Origin of the sequence: Spirosoma sp. 209 (assembly GCF_002006735.1) — a bacterium.
GTDB classification, from domain to species: domain Bacteria; phylum Bacteroidota; class Bacteroidia; order Cytophagales; family Spirosomataceae; genus Spirosoma; species Spirosoma sordidisoli.
This window is the reverse complement of sequence record NZ_MVEC01000019.1, coordinates 28,408-43,291: the sequence shown is the minus strand read 5'-3', so window position 1 is coordinate 43,291 and position 14,884 is coordinate 28,408. Positions and strand designations below refer to the sequence as shown.

Annotated in this window: 12 protein-coding genes; 5 read left to right on the top strand and 7 right to left on the bottom strand. The window is 53.7% G+C overall.

Translation table 11 applies throughout. The features are described 5' to 3' along the window. Positions 1-53 precede the first annotated feature (53 nt). The 7 genes from B1C80_RS23385 to B1C80_RS23355 form a co-directional block, all read right to left on the bottom strand. Positions 54-3,518 carry a DUF1553 domain-containing protein gene (locus B1C80_RS23385; protein ID WP_077923651.1) on the bottom strand — a complete coding sequence of 1,155 codons (3,465 nt, stop codon included), beginning with the start codon at positions 3,516-3,518 and terminating at the stop codon, positions 54-56. Between the two features lie 348 nt (positions 3,519-3,866). Then, entirely contained in the window at positions 3,867-5,402 is a 1,536-nt protein-coding gene (locus B1C80_RS23380) for a c-type cytochrome domain-containing protein (RefSeq protein WP_077923758.1), read from the bottom strand. A 49-nt stretch (positions 5,403-5,451) separates the two neighbouring features. Next, the gene (locus tag B1C80_RS23375; protein ID WP_077923650.1) at positions 5,452-6,513 is read right to left on the bottom strand and encodes a 6-bladed beta-propeller; all 1,062 of its coding nucleotides are present in this window, start codon (positions 6,511-6,513) and stop codon (positions 5,452-5,454) included. A gap of 67 nt (positions 6,514-6,580) precedes the next feature. Then, entirely contained in the window at positions 6,581-7,057 is a 477-nt protein-coding gene (locus tag B1C80_RS23370; RefSeq protein WP_077923649.1) for a GAF domain-containing protein, read from the bottom strand. Between the two features lies 1 nt (position 7,058). Continuing rightward, positions 7,059-7,565, bottom strand: a complete 507-nt coding sequence (locus B1C80_RS23365; RefSeq protein WP_077923648.1) for a hypothetical protein — start codon at positions 7,563-7,565, stop codon at positions 7,059-7,061. Between the two features lie 81 nt (positions 7,566-7,646). Continuing rightward, entirely contained in the window at positions 7,647-8,483 is an 837-nt protein-coding gene (gene mreC, locus B1C80_RS23360; RefSeq protein WP_077923647.1) for a rod shape-determining protein MreC, read from the bottom strand. A 103-nt stretch (positions 8,484-8,586) separates the two neighbouring features. Beyond that, positions 8,587-9,612 (bottom strand): rod shape-determining protein, encoded by a 1,026-nt coding sequence (locus B1C80_RS23355; protein ID WP_077923646.1) that lies wholly within the window; start codon positions 9,610-9,612, stop codon positions 8,587-8,589. 188 nt (positions 9,613-9,800) lie between these two features. Here B1C80_RS23355 and B1C80_RS23350 point away from each other — a divergent pair, with 188 nt between their 5' ends. From B1C80_RS23350 to B1C80_RS23330, 5 genes are read left to right on the top strand one after another with little or no spacing between them, the layout of a single operon-like run. Next, the gene (locus B1C80_RS23350) at positions 9,801-11,303 is read left to right on the top strand and encodes a GH3 auxin-responsive promoter family protein (RefSeq protein WP_077923645.1); all 1,503 of its coding nucleotides are present in this window, start codon (positions 9,801-9,803) and stop codon (positions 11,301-11,303) included. Positions 11,304-11,316: 13 nt separating this feature from the next. Beyond that, positions 11,317-11,628, top strand: coding sequence for a nucleotidyltransferase family protein (locus B1C80_RS23345; RefSeq protein WP_077923644.1), 312 nt, complete (start codon positions 11,317-11,319; stop codon positions 11,626-11,628). A gap of 49 nt (positions 11,629-11,677) precedes the next feature. Continuing rightward, a complete protein-coding gene (locus tag B1C80_RS23340) occupies positions 11,678-13,042 on the top strand; it encodes an AAA family ATPase (protein ID WP_077923643.1) in 1,365 nt (454 codons plus the stop codon). Continuing rightward, positions 13,029-13,628 carry a hypothetical protein gene (locus B1C80_RS23335; protein WP_077923642.1) on the top strand — a complete coding sequence of 200 codons (600 nt, stop codon included), beginning with the start codon at positions 13,029-13,031 and terminating at the stop codon, positions 13,626-13,628. The genes B1C80_RS23340 and B1C80_RS23335 overlap by 14 nt, the downstream gene beginning before the upstream one ends. Continuing rightward, positions 13,625-14,797, top strand: coding sequence for a 1-deoxy-D-xylulose-5-phosphate reductoisomerase (locus B1C80_RS23330; protein ID WP_077923641.1), 1,173 nt, complete (start codon positions 13,625-13,627; stop codon positions 14,795-14,797). The genes B1C80_RS23335 and B1C80_RS23330 overlap by 4 nt, the downstream gene beginning before the upstream one ends. The last annotated feature ends 87 nt before the right edge of the window (positions 14,798-14,884 follow it).

Below are 14,884 nucleotides of genomic sequence, written 5' to 3'. Positions count from 1 at the left end.
TATGAGATGGCGCCGGATCGGCCAGTTTCGTACAGCCTCCGGACCGCTGGCTTTTACCGTTTTATAATCGCTTCGTCGAAATTCATAATCGTACTCGCTACCACCGTCAGAGCGGCCAGTTCGGCCGGGTTCTGCGCTTTGTCGAGCGGGTATTCGCCAACCGACAGCAGTTCCCTGGCGCGGCTGGGGTTCTTCCGGAAATCAGCCAGCTCTTCGTCGTACAGCTGTTGCATCAGCGCAAGCTCGCCAGATCGGGGCTGCCGGCTGACTACGGCTTTGAAGCACTCGCTGATGGCCTGCTCGGTTGTTGTTCCGGTGCCTGCTTTCTTCTGCGCCAGTACCCGGGCCGCTTCCACAAACTGCGGATCGTTCAGGGTGACCAGCGCCTGCAGGGGCGTGCTGGTCTTTTGCCGTTTTACGATGCAGGTATGTCGTTCAGCCGCATCGAAATTAAGCATCATAGGCGGGGGCGAACTCCGTTTCCAGATCGTATACATCGAGCGCCGGTACAGACTGTCGCCGTGGTTCTGCACGTAGCTTACCGTGTTTCGGGTGGCCAGGGCTTCCCAGATACCGGATGGCTGGTACGGCCGGACGCTCGGGCCGCCAACCCGACGGTTTAGCAGGCCACTGGCAGCCAGTGCGTTATCGCGCACCTGCTCAGCGCTCATCCGGTAGCTCGGGCCGCGCGTCAGAAAGGTGTTGTCCTGATCAGTCTCGCGTGTCTTCTCCGACGTTACCGACGACTGCCGGTACGTGGCCGACATGACGACCAGCTTGTGCAGGGCTTTCATGTTCCAGCGGTCTGACGCGGGCCCGCTTCCTTCGCGGAATCGTATGGCCAGCCAGTCGAGTAATTCCGGATGGCTTGGAAGGGCGCCCTGGTTGCCGAAGTCGTCGCTGTTTCTGGCCAGCCCCTGCCCGAAATACTGCTGCCAGACCCGGTTCACCACAACGCGGCTAAAGAGCGGATTCTCGGGCATCAACAGCCACCTGGCCAAACCCAGCCGGTTTTTAGGCATATCGTTCGGCATTGGCTCGAGACTGTGCAGCACGTTGGGCGTTACCACCTCGCCGGGGGCATCGTAGGCCCCCCGCTTCAGCAGGTGAGTTACCCGCGGTACCGACCGCTCCTGCATGACCATAACCTGATCCTGGTTGGTATACAGCATCAGTTCTTCGCCCCGTAGCTGCATCGCTTTGGCATATTCGGACCGGTACACCGGATCCTGCGCCGTTACGTAATACGTATACAGCCCCGCCCGCTGAGCGGCCGTCCGTTGCGAGTCTGGCGTACGGAGTGCGGCCGCCAACGCGTCGGGCTGGCCAGCCAGTTTGGGCATTTCGATCGGGGCCAGGCAGCGATCGTAGATGCGCAGTTCGTCGACCGCAAAATCCTTGTAAAAGTAGTCGTGCATCCGCCCCACATAGAACGCATGCTGAGCCCAGTGAGTCCGGTCTTTCCCATACACCATGCTGTGGATCAGGTTATCGGCGATGACCCGGGTACGCATGGGTTTACCGTTCAGGTATACCGTAATTCCATCAGCGCGGCCCATGCCGTTGTAGGCAAAAGCCACCTGAAACCACTGGCGAACCGGCACTTTCTCGACCGACTCAAGATCGATAGCATTGGCAGGCCATACGTGGCTGAAGGTCAGCTTGAGCCGTCCGTCGGCGAGCAGGTCAAGTTGATAGCCACGCTGGCCATCCATCGGACCGGTTGTGCGCCCCAGGAGGGTAAGCGCCATGTTGGGCTTGGCCAGGTTAAACCAGCTGCTCACCGTAAACGGCTGATTCTGCTCGAACGCGCCGAAATTCCACGGTAACTCAATGAAGCTGTCGCCGGGTAGAAAGCGGGCTTTGCCAAAGCGCCCCGCCACCGCATAGGGCACTTTGTCGGGGTCGCCACCGAGCCGGGCCGGCAGGGTGTCGTTGACCGTGTTGGCAAATGCGTTTCGGGGGTCTTTCCAGAGTTCTTCTTTGGTTTTTCGTTTGGCTTCCGGTTTGGCTTCGGCCTTTTTCGATTTACCCCGGGCCTCGTCGGCCTTCCGTTTGGCATCTTCGCGCTTTCTCTTTTCGGCCTGGGCTTTTACAAACGCGCTGATGTCGGTCCGGTCCGCTTCGTCGAAGGTGTAATGCGCGATCAGGCCCGAATCGGCCGATGACAGCGGTTGCTGCCGGGCTTTGGCGAGCCATTGCCCAAAACGCTGCTGGTAATCGGAGCGGTTCGGATTAATTTTTTGCCGGATCGGTGTTAGCTTTTCGCGGATAAATTTCAGTTTGGCTTCCGTTTCGGGTTTGGTCAGGGTAATGGTCGGCGCGGCTTCGCCATTGTACGGAATCTGCCCCCGGTCGTTGTTGCTGTTGAAGAACGCAAACAGCGAATAATAGTCCTTCTGGCTGATAGGGTCGTACTTATGATCGTGGCAACGGGCACACTCGACGGTTAGCCCCAGCATGGCTTTGCCGAAGGTATTGGTCCGGTCGGCGACGTATTCGACCCGGTACTCTTCGTCTACGATACCCCCTTCCTGGCTTTGCTGGTGATTTCGGTTGAACGCTGTTGCGATGAGCCGTTCGCGCCGTTCGGCCTCGTTCTTCGGCGCGGGCAACAGGTCGCCGGCCAGCTGCCAGGTAATGAACCGGTCGAAACTCAGATTCCGGTTATAGGCCCGGATAACCCAGTCGCGGTACGGCCACATGGTACGAAGCCCGTCGTCCTGATAGCCATGGGTGTCGGCATAGCGAGCTACGTCGAGCCATTCAACAGCCTGCCGTTCGCCATAGTGAGGGCTTTTAAGCAGCCGGTTCACCACCTTCTCGTAGGCATTGGGGCTTTTATCGGCCAGAAAGGCATCGACCTCCGCCGGTGTGGGCGGCAGGCCGGTCAGGTCCAGCGTTACCCGCCGAATGAGGGTGGTTTTGTCGGCTTCGGGCGCCGGACTCAGTTTTTTCTCGCGTTGTTTGGCCAGTACGAACCGATCAATTTCGTTACGGCTCCAGCTGTCGTTCTCCAGCTTAGGTACCGCCACCTGAGCCGGTGGAATCAGCGACCAGTGTTCTTTGTATTCGGCTCCCTGCTCGATCCACCGGGCCAGCAGGGCTTTCTCTTCCACACTGAGCGTCAGGTTCGACTCGGGCGTGGGCATTACATAATCAGGATCGGTACTTATGATGCGGTGAAACAGTTCGCTACTGCCCAGCTTACCCGGCACAATGGCTTTCTTCCCACTTTCGGCCAGGGCCTCGTAAGCTCCCTCGGGCGTGTCGAGCCGAAGCCCGGCCTGCTGCTTGGCTTTATCCGGCCCATGGCAGGCAAAGCATCGGTCTGACAGAATTGGTTTAACGTGCAGGTTATAATCTACTTTTTCGGGCAGGCTGGCTTCGGCAGCTACCAGCTCAGCCGGTTTGTCGACCGATGAGTGACAGGCGGTGAGCCAGACCGAAGCGCCAAACAGACCAACGGTGGCCGTAAGAAGTGTATAGCGCAATCGCATGTCAGACCAGACAATCATTATACAGATAGGTTAGGTATAGTTGGTCACACAAAAGAACGTCGGATTGGTGGCTAACCACGACACTATTTTGCCTCTTATTTGATCAATCTTTGCCTTTTCCCGGCCTGGCAGCGGGGCGATTCGGTTAGCCTGCCTACGTCATCCCCACAACCAGCTGGCTGCTATAATCTTACGCAGTCAGGCTTACAACCGCCAAACAGAATCAACGGCCGGCGGCTTTCAATGCGAAAGGATTTAAGCTTGTTGCAATATAACTTTTTTCAGCCAGGAAAAGTGCATGGAGACGCGTAACCGATCCGTAGCAGACTGTTGCGGGGAGCCGGTTTCAGGTTGTCACCCGGTTTTTCAGTTCTTTGCCGGTTCGATGGCTTTATCACCAGCCTGACCCGCTTTGGCAAACTCGGCAACGGCCTGCTCGTTGATACCGCCAATGATTTCTAGCCCGGGGCGGGCCTTTTTAAGGGTTGCCAGGCCGGTTTCGGTCACTTTGGTTTGCCAGATGTAAACTGTTCGTAGCTTGCTCAGAGTAGCCAGTTCGGCCAGCCCCATATCTGTGATCCCCGTTCCGTAGAGATTGAGGTATTCCAGGTTGGCCAGCCCTTTGAGCTGTTTCAGTCCGGCATCGGTTACCTTCGTCTGCGCCAGATGCAGTTTTTGCAGGTTCTTCAGTTTAGCCACCTGTACCAGCGCGGCATCGGTGATACCGGTATCGCTCAGCTTGAGCCAGACTAGCTGATCGCTGATTTTTGGCAGCAACGCAGCCTGGGTGTCGTTGAAGGAACGGGCGTTGACGGCGCTCACTTCTAACTGATTCTGTTCTTTCGAAAGCGGCAGAACCAGCAGGCCGGCTTTTTTCAGTTCATCGATCACGCCGGGCTGCGCAGCGGGAACCTTCATGGTCAGCACCGGCGATTCGGGAGCCGGGCCGCTGGCTGCAGCTACCGCCGTACTACCGCCCCCCGGAGCGCCACCGCCCAGCGCAGCCAGCACGGGCCGGATAGCATCGTTGACTTTCAGGTCCGATACTTTCTTGTCGAACGGCGCGCCCTGATCAATCCACCACGTAAGCAGCGCTACCTGCCCTTCGGTTAACTGAGTTTTCCCTTTCGGGGGCATATGGTGATCATCCTCTTCGGGCAGTAAGCACCGCTTGATCATCTCGCTGTCGGTGCCTTTACCCGCCACGAACACCGGCCCGTTTTCGCCCCCTTTCCGAATCATCTCGGGGCTATCGTAGCGCAGATCACCTTTCGACTTTTCGGCGTTGTGGCACTGAACACAACGGCTTTGCAGGATAGGGTTGACAATCTGTTCGTACACCAGCGCCTGGTTCACATCGGTGATTGGTTTCATGGCGACGGCTTCAGCCCGGGGCGGCAGGCCGGCCAGGGTCCGGAACGGTTCGGGCGTGTACTGCGTCAGGTAGTCGGACCCGTGCGTCAGTGAGCCACCATGGTGACCGGCTACGGCCAGCAGCACCAGCGAAACGACCAGCGCCGGCACGTACAACACCGATCCCAGCGGAATCCGGTCGCCCAGCCAGTCGGACTTGACGGCCCAGGCTACCCAGGCGAAGCCAGCTACGCCGATGCCCTGCCACATGTGCTCATCCAGGATTTCTTCGTCATAGCCCCCGCCCAGCGACAACAGATAGCCAAACACGCAGGCCATCGTAGCGCTAACCGCCGACCAGAACAGCACGGCCGTAATCGTTGAATCGTCGACACCGATCTTGCCCAGGCGCCGGCCTGCTTCCAGAATACCGGCTACTACCAGAAACCCGATGGGCAGATGAACAATAAGCGGATGAAACCGGCCAAAAAACAAGGCCCAGTCAGAAGGTTGTGCCGCAACAGCTTGTACTAAAATCAATGCGTTCATAAACGACATTCCGGCCTGAAAACCGGCAAAAAATAACGTGTAGAGTAAGTTAGATCCGCTCCAGCTTGATGGGGTACGTTTTTTGGGAACTCCATTGCGCCACGTACAGGCTCTCGTCCTCATCGACCAGCACGTCGTGCGGATGCATGAACATAGACAGACTGCGGTCTTTGCGCTGCTCGGTCAGTTTGCCGTTCTGATAAACGGGCTCCGAACCACCGGGCGTAGACACCACTTTGTCGTTCCGGTCAAGAATCTGTACATAGCCCGAATTGGGGTACGCATCGGAAGTGCTTCGGAATACAGCACCGAACAGATAATCGCCGTGAATAACGGGTCGGCAGATGTACGATCCCGGCAGCGCAATAGTAGAGAGGTACGTGCCATCCAGCGAGAAACGCTTCAGCGCATTACGCCGACGGTCGGTGATCAGCAGTGTGGGGTTCTGGGCATTGCGCCGGTCGACTACGATACCATGGCAGCAGTCGAAGGTAGCGTCGCCCTCGCCCCGGCCGCCGAACGAGCGGATGATCTTACCCGATTTGTCGTACTGCGTAATGTAGTTCAGCCCATAGCCATCGGCTACGTAGATATCGCCGTTGGCGGGGTTTATGGCCGTTTCGGTGGGTTTGAACTGGGATGGATAGGCATATTTGCCCGTCTCGCGGGGGTAGTCGAGTTTCATCAGCTCGCGGCCTTTCAGGTCGGTTTTTATAACCTGATGCCGATCAGTATCGCAGATGAGCAGGTACTGGTCAGCGCCCTCGCCCCCAATCGTCAGGCCGTGTCCGCCCGGAAATTCGTGTCCCCAGGTGTCGAGTAGCCGACCCGATTTGTCGTAAATGAGAATGTTGTTTTTGGTCTCGTTGGTGAGCAGGATGATCCGGCCTTTCGCATCCTGCACTAGTTCGTGGCAGTCGTTGACGGGGTTTCGGCCCGCGTCGAGCATCCCCCATCCCGGCACTACCCGGTACCGGAAACCATTGTGTCCGAGAACAGCCGCATCGCCCGGCTGCGGCATTGCCGGCAAAAAGGACGGGCTTGCCATTCCAGCCACCGTGGCCAGCGAAGCCTGCCGAACAAACGACCGGCGAGACAATGAATACGGCATAAGATTGCTGAGTTTACGAAAAAAGAGCGTTGTCCGTAAACTTTACTGCAATCAGATAACCTTTTGGTTAGCGAATGAGCGTCACCAGCCTCTCGAGCCATTCGGCGTCTACATCGCTGAAGTCGTCGAGCTGATCACTGTCTACGTCGAGAACCATGGTTACGTTACCCTGCGGATCGAATACGGGCACAACGATCTCGGAACGAGAGGCCGAACTACAGGCTATATGCCCCGGAAACTGCTCCACATCCGGCACCACAATCGTTTCACGGCGCGAGTAAGCCGCCCCGCAAACGCCCTTACTGAACGCAATTCGAGTACAGGCAATCGGCCCCTGAAACGGGCCCAGCACCAGTTGCCCGTCTTTGACGAGGTAGAAGCCTACCCAGAAAAAATCAAACGCTTCTTTGAGAGCAGCCGCCATATTGGCCAGGTTGGCAATCTGGTCTGACTCGCCGGCCAGCAGGGCTTCTACCTGCGGCAGCAGGCTTTCGTAGAGCGCCCGACGGTCTGTGGTTGCCGGCAGCATGAGTGTTTCAGCCATATCAGTTACGGGTAAAGAATTGGATCAGCACAATGCTGACGGTTGTAAAGAGGGTGCTGGCGCCTACCCGGATCAGCGTAGGAATCAGCAGGGCCAGGCTGTTGGCTTCGATAAAAAACAACGCAGCATGATGAATCAGGGCCAGCAGCAATACGTACCGGAAGAAAGCCCCTGCGCCCAGTTCCTTCAGCGAAAACTCGATACGCGATTCCAGCCCCGGCACATCGATCTGCGACCGCACGACCAGCGGCCGGCAGTAGGCCATCAGCACCGTAGCCGCGGCATGCATACCGAGCGTATTGTAAAACGTATCGACGATAATTCCCGTCACGAAGGCGATCAGCAACAGCCAGGTCAGGCTGGTTTCGTTGGGCAGTAGCAGTACGCAGGCGATGTAGATGAAACAGAACGCATAATCGAACAGCACCAGATTCCGCACCAGCAGGATTTGCAGCGTCAGATAAAGCAAAAACAGCAGCGAGGCCGATACGATTTCGCGAAAAGTCACAGTAGGATGGTTTTCTGGTTGCGGTATGCCGGGGTCGGCTCAGGCTACGCTGGCCAGCGTCAACAACGGCGTACCACAGGGTTATTTTTCTGTCTCGATCTGTTTTTCCAGCTGCTCCTGCTCGCTCTCCAGCCGGTTCCTGACCACGTAAACGAAAGAGAGGTTGCTGAAGTTGGTAGCCAGTTCAAGCGTAATATCGTGGAATGTCATGTTGGGCTGAACCCCCACCGTTCTGACCCGCCCCACCAGAATACCCGGCGGAAACTTCTTGTTGAACTCCGACGTAACCACCGAATCGCCTTTGGCAACAGGCTTGTAACGCGAGATGGCATCCAGCTTCATCAGGTGCGGGTCAACACCATCCCACTTGGCAGAACCAATCTCCTGGGCCTTGGTCAGCTCCGACGACACCATGAATTCTGAGTGCAGAATAGACGTAATGACCGAAAAGTGGCGATTGCAGGTCTTTACCGTGCCCACTACGCCCGTCGGCGATATAACGCCCATACCCGGCATAACCCCGTCTTCGGTGCCTTTGTCGATCGTGATGTAGTTGTTGGCAAACTGGGTCGTGTTGTTGACCACCTTGGCTACGGTGAAGTTGAACCGGTCGGCAAAGGCCGAGTCGGCCCGGTATTCGGCCGGGGCCAGAGGTTTACTTTGGAGCAGTTTGGTCAGCTGGGTATTGAGCCGCTGGTTTTCCAGGGCCAGATCGGCATTTACCTGGCGGAGGCTGGCGTATTCGTTAGCCGCATTTGTCCACGCCAGCACCTCGGCCGCGTACCGGTTCGAGGTGTTGAAATAGGTCACACTCCAGTAATTGCTCGTGTTGATGATGAAGTAGAAACACAACACCTCGAGCAACACGAACAGGATGAAGTTTCGGCTCCGAACGAAAAAATCGACTAACTCTCCCATACCTGAACAGCCGGATCGCACGGGAACCCCGCTCCGATCCGGCTGTGTAATTAATGTTCCATAGCCAGACCGGCGTACAACTACCGTGCGGCCCGGCCTTGTGTTAACTGATCAATACGGATCTGTACATGTCCAGATTCTTGATGACCTCGCCTGTACCTTTCACAACCGCTTTGAGCGGATCGTCGGCTACGTGAATCGGGAGTTTGGTTTTTGCACCCAGGCGTTTGTCGAGGCCATGCAGCAACGCTCCGCCCCCTGTCAGGTGAATACCGTTCGTGTAGATATCCGCAGACAGCTCCGGGGGCGAAATTTCGAGGGCTTTCATGGTAGCCTCTTCAATTTTCGAGATGGACTTATCCAGGGCGTAGGCAATCTCGCTGTAAGTCACCTTGATTTCTTTCGGGATACCCGTCATCAGGTCACGACCCCGGATTTCGTAATCGGCCGGCGGGTTGTCGAGTTCGGGCAGGGCCGATCCGACTTCCATTTTGATCTGCTCGGCCGAACGCTCCCCGATCAGCAGGTTGTGTTCCCGGCGCATATAGTCAACGATATCGCGGGTAAATACGTCGCCGGCAATACGGATCGACTGTTCGCAGACGATGCCCGACAGCGCAATGACGGCAATCTCGGTAGTTCCACCGCCGATATCGACGATCATGGTCCCGTTGGGCTGGGTAATGTCGATACCGATACCGATCGCAGCGGCAATCGGCTCGTGGACCATGTATACCTCTTTGGCACCTGCGTGTTCGGCGGAGTCTTTGACCGCTCGTTTTTCTACTTCTGTAATGCCCGAGGGGATACAGATGACCATCCGGTGCGAAGGCGAAAACAGTTTGCTTCCCGTGTCGATCATCTTGATCATGCCCCGAATCATGAGTTCGGCGGCTGTAAAGTCGGCAATAACACCGTCTTTAAGCGGCCGAATCGTCTTGATATTCTCGTTGGTCTTTTCATGCATCTGCATGGCCTTATGGCCAATAGCCAGCACTTTGCCGCTGGCTTTGTCCATTGCAATAATCGAAGGCTCATCCACCACAATCCTATCCTTGTGAATAATCAAGGTATTCGCCGTGCCCAGGTCGATTGCAATGTCGCTGGTTAAAAAGTTGAAAAGTCCCATTTCAGGTTGACGCCGTGCGCCGTGTTACGAATGCAGTTTTTTGAAAGGTGAGCAAAATTAATGGATAATTTTCGAGATTGATTAAATATAAATCCTGAATAATAGATGTTGACCTTACGGCCCCATCTTCCCGATATCGGACGGGCGCCGACAAGGGTCATTAAATTTCGCCTTACTTTTGCGCTATTATGGGAATACGTTCGGTTTTAAGTAAGCCTTTGGCAAAGTGGGTTGTAGAACGGCAGCGCGACTGGATGTATCGGCCGGCCGAAGCGCAGCAACGCTGGCTCCAGCGGCTCCTGACAGGGGGGCGCTCTACCGCGTTCGGACGGGACCACCGGCTGGCCGAGGTGCAGACCGTAGCCGAATTCAGACAGGCCGTACCCGTACGCGATTACGAAGATCTGAAACCCTACGTCGAGCAGATTCTAAACGGCGGCAGCGATGTTCTCTGGCCCGGAAAACCGCTCTATTTCGCCAAAACATCGGGTACGACCTCAGGCACGAAATACATTCCGATCACCCGCGAGTCAATTCCCAACCACATCAACTCGGCCCGCGACGCCCTGCTCAACTATATCAACGAAACGGGCAACAGCGCCTTCCTCGACAAGAAACTGATTTTCCTGTCGGGCAGTCCGGAGCTGGATCAGAAAGCCGGCATCAACATTGGTAGACTGTCGGGTATTGCCAATCACCACGTGCCGGCCTACCTGCGCACCAACCAGCTGCCCAGCTACGAAACCAACATTATCGACGACTGGGAAACCAAGCTCGAACGCATCATCGACGAAACGATCAGCCAGCCGATGTCGCTGATTTCGGGCATTCCGCCCTGGGTGCAGATGTACTTCGACCGGATTCAGGAGCGCACCGGCAAACCCATAAAAGACGTTTTTCCTGACTTTTCAGTGTTTGTGTACGGGGGGGTCAACTTCGAGCCGTACCGCGCCAAACTGGTCGACAGCATCGGCAAACGCGTCGACAGCATCGAGACCTACCCCGCGTCAGAAGGCTTCATCGCCTTTCAGGACACGCAAACCGAAGAAGGGCTGCTGCTGCTGGCCGACAGCGGTATCTTTTTCGAATTCATTGCCGCCGACGATTATTTCAGCGAAAACCCGCGCCGATTGACGCTGGATGAGGTAGAGCTGGGTAAAAACTACGCCGTCGTGATCAACAACAACGCGGGTTTGTGGGGCTACTCCATCGGCGACACGGTCAAATTCGTTAGCCGCGACCCGTATCGATTGCTGGTAACGGGGCGGATCAAGCATTTTATCTCGGCGTTTGGCGAGCATGTTATCGGCGAGGAGGTAGAACGGGCGCTGAAAGATGCCATGAGCAAACATCCCGAAACCGAAGTGGTGGAGTTTACCGTGGCGCCGATGGTCAGCCCCAAAGAAGGGCTTCCGTACCACGAATGGCTGATCGAGTTTGCCACGCCCCCCCACGACCCGGCCGCGTTTGCCCGCGACGTCGATACGCGCCTGACCGAGCTCAACGTCTATTATGACGACCTCATTACCGGGGCTATTCTGCAGCCACTCCGGCTAACGAATCTGCCGCGCGGGGCGTTTCAGCGGTATATGAAGAGTCAGGGCAAACTCGGCGGACAGAACAAAGTACCCCGCCTGAGCAACGACCGCACTATTGCCGACGGGTTACTGAGAACAATGAGTACTGTATAATGGCTAATGTACAATGAACATAATCGGCATCGATCGCGAATTCATTCTGGAGACCCTAAAAGCCAATCGTGACCGCCTGCGGGTCGAGTTTGGTATTGAGCGTATTGGGCTCTATGGTAGTTTTGCCCGAAATGAGCAGACAGAAAAAAGCGATGTCGATTTGGTTTATGATTTGGCGGAAGGGCATCGTTTATCGTTAGTCGACCGGGATCGTCTGCAACGCGTTCTGCAGAAAAAAATGTGTCGGAAACCCGATTTGATTAATCAACGGTTTATGAATCCTTTTACGCGACATACCATGCTCAAAGATGTACTCTATGTTTAGTGGCTATTTCTCAAATAATAGTTTTATTCTCAGTTAGAAAAGAGGAGAGATGAAGATAACTGGCATCGAGATTGGTGACTACCGCCAATTTAAAAATATAAAGTTTGATTTTACATATCCCGAAGGCCACCCGAAAGAAGGGCAGCCCTTAGAGAAAGTGTGCTTCATTGGGCAAAGTGGAACGGGGAAAACAACGTTGCTGAATATTATTTGGGAGCTGGTAAACACTATTTATGAAGCGGTTCAACTCCCTGGATATAAGGCCCTCAAGCAAGATTCTCTCCCTGATAATTTTATACCTGATTCTCTTTTTTCTATTAAATACTTTTTAAATATTGGCAAAACAAGTATTGTTTTCGAAAGAGATAGTCAAATAGAAAAAACTGACAAAGATTTTATAGATCATTTCATAAAAAATGAAATCACAAAAACTGATTTTTATAATTTATTCGATACTGACAAACTTTGTTTATTCATCAAAGACTCTATCGCACGTGAAGCAGATGCCTTTCTCTTCGACCAGAAAGAGCAACCTCTTTCCTTCTCAGACTTCGTGAAAACTGATACACAAATTGAGAAAGAAAAAGCAGATTATGAAAACCGTATTCAAAAAGCAGGCTACCAAAAAGCAGTTTCTTTGGGTGACATGGAGTCATTATCTACTTGGCAATATTTATTGAAAGACATTAGTCAGTACGACGAAGTTACAGTACAAGAAATTACGAAAATTGTGCAGAATACACCTAAAAAACAATTATCTGAACAGCTTCAAAAATGGATAGAGGCTAACCCTCGTATTGAATTGGCAGAGAAATGTTTGAATCCAATTTTGGAAAATTTTTTTATTGAAGTAGATACTGATGGAGGAAATGTCCCGATTGCTCTTCGTACTAAGCGGGGCACTAAAATTAATAGTTCACACCTCAGTACTGGCACTCGTCAACTCTTGTCTACAGCTATTCCTCTTTATAAATTTAACACGAAGGATAGTGTAATTCTCTTTGACGAACCCGAACGCTCGTTATTTCCTGATATTCAGCGAGGTCTAATCGATTATTATACCTCTCTTGCTCCCGAAGCTCAGTTCTTTTTTGCTACTCATTCGCCTATTATCGCATCAGCGTTTGAGCCATGTGAACGATTCATTTTACATTTTGATGAGAACGGTGAGGTGAAATGTCGCAACGGTGTGGCTCCAATTGGTGACGACCCAAACGATATTTTAAGAAAGGATTTTGGCATGAGTCCCTTAGTGCCAGACGAAGGTGTAGATGCCTATCGAAAGTATCTGGATCTGGCTTCTCGAATAAAGAATGAGCCGGATATTCAACGTAGAATGGAACTGATTGCTGAAAGAGCAAAACTTGGAAACGATTATAATTTTCCTGTAGCTACTCTCGATGAGAAGAATTGAAAAAAAATCTGATTCGCTTATTGTTCAGGAAAATTTGTCTTACCGGGAAGGAAACGGAAAACAAATAGCGAAGTTATTACGAGCTGAACAAAATTCTATTTGTGCTTATACTGAAGAATATTTGGGGAGGGCTGACAAAGCTGATGTTGAGCATTTTAATCCAACACTCAAAAATACTGACCAGGATGGTTACCAAAATTGGTTTCTTGTGAAAGCACAATGGAATACAGAGAAAGGCCATACAGCACGTTGGCTCAAATATCAGCCAATCTTACATCCAACCTCTGAGGATCTTCAGGAGCGTATTGTATACAGTAACGGGCAGTATATTTTAAGCAATGAGGACGATATTGAAGCTAAAAATTTGAGAAGCTATTTGAAGCTGGACGATGAACAGCTAGACAAAGCCCGTATTTATTACATTCAACGGCTTAAAGATGACCTTGCCTTGTCTGGGTTGACCGGCCAAGAGTTCATTGACTGGCGGCTAGCTTCGCCTGTCTATAAAAGCACTATATACTACATCCGCGCCGTCGAAGAAGAACTGAACGTCAAAGTTAACTTTGACTTATTAGAGCATACATGACTAAATCTCCCAAACGGCATATTGCCATCCTTGGCTCAACGGGTTCAATCGGTACGCAGGCCGTAGACGTCGTTAAAGCGCATGCCGACCAGTTTCAGGTTGACGTGCTGACGACCAACAACAACGCTGAACTCCTGATTCAACAGGCTATCGACCTGCAGCCGAACGTAGTCGTTATCTGCAACGAAGACCGGTACGACCAGGTTTTTTCGGCCCTCGACCCGCTTGGCATCAAGGTATACGCCGGTGCCAGCGCCATAGCGTCGGTGGTGCAGATGGATAGCATCGACATGGTGCTGACGGCTATGGTTGGCTACGCAGGTCTGCTGCCAACCATCAAAGCCATCGAAGCCGGCAAATCCATCGCGCTGGCCAACAAGGAAACCCTCGTTGTGGCGGGCGAACTGATTACCCAGCTGGCGGCCAGCAAGGGCGTCAACATCTACCCCGTCGATTCTGAACACTCGGCTATTTTTCAGTGCCTGGTGGGCGAGTTTCACAACCCCATCGAAAAAATTATCCTGACCGCGTCGGGTGGGCCGTTCCGGGGTAAAGACCGGGCTTTTCTGGAAGGGGTTACCAAAGCGCAGGCGCTGAAGCATCCGAACTGGACGATGGGTGCTAAAATCACCATCGATTCGGCCACGCTGATGAACAAAGGCCTGGAGGTTATTGAAGCGAAATGGCTGTTTGGCCTCTCGCCCGAGCAGGTCGAGGTGATCGTTCATCCGCAAAGTATCATTCACTCGCTGGTACAGTTCGAAGACGGGAGCCTGAAAGCGCAGATGGGCCTGCCCGATATGCGCCTACCCATTCAGTTTGCGCTGGGGTATCCGAACCGGCTCAGGTCCGACTTCCCACGGTTCAACTTTCTGGACTACCCGGCGCTGACGTTCGAGCAGCCCGACCTGGAAACGTTCCGCAACCTTCAGCTCGCTTTCGATGCGCTGGACCGGGCCGGCAACGCCCCCTGCATCATCAACGCGGCCAACGAAGTAGCCGTCGACGCGTTTCTGCACGACCGCATCGGTTTCCTCGACATATCGGACGTCATCGAGTCCTGTCTGGCTACGGTACCGTTTGTACAGAACCCAACCTACGACGATTACGTAACGACAGACAAAGAAACACGACGGATTGCCGACGAGCGAATCAAAACCCTGGTTTAAGCGTTACTATGCTGTACTTCATATCGGGATTGCAGCGTTTTATGTTGGTATATTCGCCAGATAATCGGGTCAGATACAACAACCCAA

Coding starts and splice junctions, on each gene's coding strand:
- B1C80_RS23385 (WP_077923651.1), bottom strand. CDS start 3,518: ATGATTGTCTGGTCTGACATGCGATTGCGCTATACACTTCTTACGGCC.
- B1C80_RS23380 (WP_077923758.1), bottom strand. CDS start 5,402: ATGAACGCATTGATTTTAGTACAAGCTGTTGCGGCACAACCTTCTGAC.
- B1C80_RS23375 (WP_077923650.1), bottom strand. CDS start 6,513: ATGCCGTATTCATTGTCTCGCCGGTCGTTTGTTCGGCAGGCTTCGCTG.
- B1C80_RS23370 (WP_077923649.1), bottom strand. CDS start 7,057: ATGGCTGAAACACTCATGCTGCCGGCAACCACAGACCGTCGGGCGCTC.
- mreC (WP_077923647.1), bottom strand. CDS start 8,483: ATGGGAGAGTTAGTCGATTTTTTCGTTCGGAGCCGAAACTTCATCCTG.
- B1C80_RS23355 (WP_077923646.1), bottom strand. CDS start 9,612: ATGGGACTTTTCAACTTTTTAACCAGCGACATTGCAATCGACCTGGGC.
- B1C80_RS23350 (WP_077923645.1), top strand. CDS start 9,801: ATGGGAATACGTTCGGTTTTAAGTAAGCCTTTGGCAAAGTGGGTTGTA.
- B1C80_RS23345 (WP_077923644.1), top strand. CDS start 11,317: ATGAACATAATCGGCATCGATCGCGAATTCATTCTGGAGACCCTAAAA.
- B1C80_RS23340 (WP_077923643.1), top strand. CDS start 11,678: ATGAAGATAACTGGCATCGAGATTGGTGACTACCGCCAATTTAAAAAT.
- B1C80_RS23335 (WP_077923642.1), top strand. CDS start 13,029: ATGAGAAGAATTGAAAAAAAATCTGATTCGCTTATTGTTCAGGAAAAT.
- B1C80_RS23330 (WP_077923641.1), top strand. CDS start 13,625: ATGACTAAATCTCCCAAACGGCATATTGCCATCCTTGGCTCAACGGGT.